General features: G+C 36.3%; 5 protein-coding genes. All 5 read left to right on the top strand.

The annotated features are described in order from the left end of the window. The coding region (locus C7N65_RS12790; RefSeq protein ID WP_234019095.1) for a hypothetical protein at positions 1 to 206 on the top strand (206 nt) is incomplete at its 5' end. 499 nt (positions 207 to 705) lie between these two features. Next, entirely contained in the window at positions 706 to 1644 is a 939-nt protein-coding gene (locus C7N65_RS12445; protein ID WP_105994755.1) for a replication initiation factor domain-containing protein, read from the top strand. A gap of 317 nt (positions 1645 to 1961) precedes the next feature. Beyond that, positions 1962 to 2351, top strand: a complete 390-nt coding sequence (locus C7N65_RS12440; RefSeq protein ID WP_012779611.1) for a plasmid mobilization protein — start codon at positions 1962 to 1964, stop codon at positions 2349 to 2351. After that, the gene (locus C7N65_RS12435; RefSeq protein WP_105980579.1) at positions 2333 to 3310 is read left to right on the top strand and encodes a relaxase/mobilization nuclease domain-containing protein; all 978 of its coding nucleotides are present in this window, start codon (positions 2333 to 2335) and stop codon (positions 3308 to 3310) included. The genes C7N65_RS12440 and C7N65_RS12435 overlap by 19 nt, the downstream gene beginning before the upstream one ends. A 34-nt stretch (positions 3311 to 3344) precedes the next feature. Further along, on the top strand, positions 3345 to 3593 hold a 249-nt coding region (locus C7N65_RS12875), incomplete at its 3' end, for a DUF334 domain-containing protein (protein ID WP_158698142.1).

Raw genomic sequence — 3593 nt, 5'->3', positions numbered from 1 at the left:
GACAATTTAAATCACGCTATAAAGCGCACAGAGAGCTTGTGGGGCGTTTTATGGTATTTAGGGTACTTGGTACCATATTTAATGCTCGGTGGCTTTGTATGGCTCTTATTTGCCCTCTTAGAGAAATACAGATAAAAAAACCCTTAATAAGTATTATCAACTTATTAAGAGCGTTAATTGAACTTATAACTGAATTAATAGAGTAATTCTGTAGGGAGAGCCACAACTCCTTCTCCATTTCAATTATAACAAGAACGAGCATTTATGCCGAGAAAATTTATTGATCGTTGAGGAGAACCCTTAACTAAACTTGTAGACGAATGTCGGCATAGCGTGAGCTATTAAGCCGACCATTCGACAAGTTTTGGGTTTGTTAAGGGTTCAGAGGCTCAACGTCAATAAAGCAATTGGAATAAAGCAACAAAGGTTTTTGATTATGAAACAGGTTTTGTTACACATTGCTTTTTCAAGCAGTTAGACCAAGCTATGTAAGAGTGATATATTATAAACTAAATAAAAAGAGAGCCGTTCCACTCGACCTACCAAAGTTTTGTGAACGACTCACCCCAAAAAAAAGGATACAAAAAACTACGATGTTTTGTGTTTATTTTGTATATCTTGATGTTATACGAATTTAGATAAATCTTCAAGATATAAAATTGGGTGAGCAGGGTGGAACGACTCTTTGAAAAGGAGTCGTTTTTTATGTCTGAAAATATTCAAGAAAATCATTCAAAACAAGGCACATTAGGGAAAGTTACAAATTACACCAGAACCGGCTACTCTAATAGCCGGTTAGGTGTACATTTTAGGGACACCCCCTCTCCAAAAATAAGTTTTGACGGGATGACTATTGTTGGAAATCTTAATAAATATAATGCCGAAAAACTTTCGAAATTTATGAGTATTGAACCTCAAATTAGAATGTGGGATATTTTGCAAACAAAGTTCAAAGCTAAAGCATTACAAGAAAAAGTTTATATTGAGTATGACAAAGTGAAAGCAGATAGTTGGGATAGACGTAACATGCGTGTTGAATTTAATCCGAACAAACTTTCACATGACGAAATGCTTTGGTTAAAACGCAATATAATAAATTTCATGGAAGATGACGGTTTTACAAGAATAGATTTGGCTTTTGATTTTGAAGATGATTTAAGCGACTATTACGCAATGTCAGATAAAGCTTTGAAAAAGACAGTTTTTTATGGGATTAATGGATTAGCAGAAACAAAATATTTTGGTTCACGTGATAGCGAAAGATTTATTAGAATTTACAACAAGAAAAAAGAACGTAAAGATAACGCGGATGTTGAAGTAGAATCTGAGCATTTGTGGCGTGTGGAAATTGAGTTGAAACGAAACATGGTCGATATGTGGAAAGATTGCTTTGATGATTTGCATATATTAAAACCAGATTATACGACGATTGAAAAGACTTCAGAACGTCATACAGTTATGGCTTTATTATTTGATGAAAATGAGTGGGGAAAATTAGAGCGTAAAAGAAAATATAAAATGCGTAAATTGATGTCAGAAATATCTTCTGTTGATTTAACAGAGTTAATGAAATTGACTTTGAAAGAAAACGAAAAACAATTGCAAAAACAAATTGATTTTTGGCTTTCTGATTTTCGGTTTTGAGTGAATTTAATTTTATACTGCGAGCTAAAAAGCGAGCAGATCATAAAATTAATTGAACGTGTTGCAACCACCATTTTTGGTTGCAAGGTTTTATGGTTTTGAACTATGAGTGGCTATCATTTAGCCACTCATTTTTTGCGTTAGCAAAAACATAAAGGGCTTGGGATATAATCCCAACAAGGACGGCGAGCTACCACGTAAGTGGCTAGCAAAGCCAGTGCTTGCCAAACCTCCAAAATACTTGAAGAGTTAGAGCAAATATTATAAGCTCTAACTGTGGAAAGTATTTGTTTTCGACAGAAAAAGGAGGTGGGATTATGAGCGAACGAAATAAAAATTTGGCTAGCGATTTGCCTGTCGGGAAAAACCGTAAACCCGACCGCAAAGAGCCGAAACAAATTAGTTTTCGTGTGAGCGAATCCGAATATGAAAAGTTGAAGCGTTCAGCTGAAAATTTGCATATGAGTGTGCCTGCTTTCGTGAAGAAAAAGGCACAAGGGGCGAGATTGGTAGCACCGAAATTTGACGCAGAAACGTCAAAAGAATTGGTGCAACAATTGAGTAAATTAGGGGGCAACGTGAACCAGATTGCAAAGTATTGCAACGAGAGACGCCAACATAATGAAGACCCTAGATTTTTCGACTTGGAAAGAAACTTAAGCATTATCAGAAAGGAACTTAAAGAGATATGGCAACAACTAAAATAAGTTCAACAAAATCAACATCAAGAGCAATCAACTATGCGGAAAAGCGTGCAGAAGAAAAAAGCGGTCTGAATTGTGATGTGGAATATGCTAAAGGCAGTTTTAAAGCAGTACGAGAGCTTTATAACAAAACAAATGGCAATGAAGGTCACGTAGTTATTCAGTCATTCAAGCCAGATGAGGTTACGCCGAAACAATGTAATCAACTTGGATTGGAATTGGCACAGAAGATAGCACCTAATCATCAAGTAGCAGTTTATACGCATGCAGATACAGACCATGTACACAATCATATTGTGATTAATGCGGTGGATATAGAAACAGGCAAAAAATTCAATAACGACAAAAAGGCTTTGCGTGATATTAGAAACGCAAACGATCAGGTGTGTCGTGAACATGGATTATCCATACCAGAAAAACAAGCAGAGATAAGATACACGCAAGGCGAAAAAGGCAGACTTGAAAGAGGTAAAACATCTTGGAAAGACGAAGTCAGAGAAAAGATTGAGGATAGTTTGAAAGACACAACAGACTTTGAACAGTTTGAGAAAAAGTTGAAAACAAGCGGTGTTGAAATAACACGTAAAACCAAAAAGACGATTACTTACAAGCACGAATCAGAAGATAAAAAAGTGCGTGGCAGTCGATTAGGCAACAATTACGATTTAGGAGGTGTCATGCTTGAGCTTGAAAGACAGAATGAACGAGCAAAGGAACGAGAGGAACAAGAGCGAGAGCGAGAACAGGAACGCAGACAAGAACAGTACGCAGATAAATACAAGGTCGACTGGGACGGATTCGAAAACATTGCAGATGAACGCCGAAATCAAAGAATTGAAAAGGCAAAACAAATTGCTCGCAAAAATGATGATAGAAATAGAGAACGACCAAGAGAACCGCAATCGCAATTTGGAAAAATTGATAAAAAAATTGGACGAGACCACGACGGATTACAGTTATAAAGCCGAAACTGCACAAACCAAGTATTTAAAATTTTTGAATGACAGACTAAAGCAGATTGATAGCGATAAAGTAAAAGAGAAGATGTTGAAAGAATACAATGACTTAGCACAATTTAACCAACAAGCGAAAGAAGAAATCAAACAAGCACATGAACGTAATGAAAGTGTGCAGAAGTGGTTTAAATTTAGTTTGGTAGGAGTATTTGCAGCATTTGTTTTATTTGCGGTTTTAAGTACGTTTTTAGGTGGAATGATGAACGTTTTCGGTGTACCGCAGTTATAC

Source organism: Staphylococcus simulans, assembly GCF_002994445.1.
Lineage (GTDB): Bacteria > Bacillota > Bacilli > Staphylococcales > Staphylococcaceae > Staphylococcus > Staphylococcus simulans_B.
Note: the sequence above shows the minus strand (reverse complement) of the source record. Positions and strands in the feature narration are given on the sequence as shown.

Coding starts and splice junctions, on each gene's coding strand:
- C7N65_RS12445 (WP_105994755.1), top strand. CDS start 706: ATGTCTGAAAATATTCAAGAAAATCATTCAAAACAAGGCACATTAGGG.
- C7N65_RS12440 (WP_012779611.1), top strand. CDS start 1,962: ATGAGCGAACGAAATAAAAATTTGGCTAGCGATTTGCCTGTCGGGAAA.
- C7N65_RS12435 (WP_105980579.1), top strand. CDS start 2,333: ATGGCAACAACTAAAATAAGTTCAACAAAATCAACATCAAGAGCAATC.